At 62.1% G+C, this 317-nt stretch carries 1 protein-coding gene; it reads right to left on the bottom strand.

Features of this window, described 5'->3' with window-relative positions; all coding sequences use genetic code 11:
- Positions 1-317, bottom strand: a 317-nt coding sequence (locus ACWGTO_RS33975) for an IS1096 element passenger TnpR family protein (RefSeq protein WP_454579017.1), incomplete at both ends; no start/stop codon positions are given.

Raw genomic sequence — 317 nt, 5'->3', positions numbered from 1 at the left:
GATTTCGTTTCGGCGACTTCCTGCAGAAACTCCGTCGTGATCTCCAGGTCGTCCATCGTCTCATAGCCGAAGGCATTGTCCTGCAGCCACATCCAGGCTTCGGGCCCACCGCAGTCTTCCTTCGGGCAGTCGCCGTCTCCTCCCGTGCATGCCGGATGGTGAGCGCCCGGTTTGACTGGCTGGCGCTCCTCCAGCCGGATCTCGTGCTCCCAGGGAATGTTGAGGTCGTATTCGTACAGGAACCGGCTGCCCTTGCGCAGCTTCAATTCGCCAAGCGTCATGGCCGGGGAACGGGCACTCGTCTCCCACGAGCCGTA

This window comes from Mesorhizobium sp. PL10 (assembly GCF_053714315.1).
This window is presented reverse-complemented; position numbering and strand designations above follow the sequence as displayed.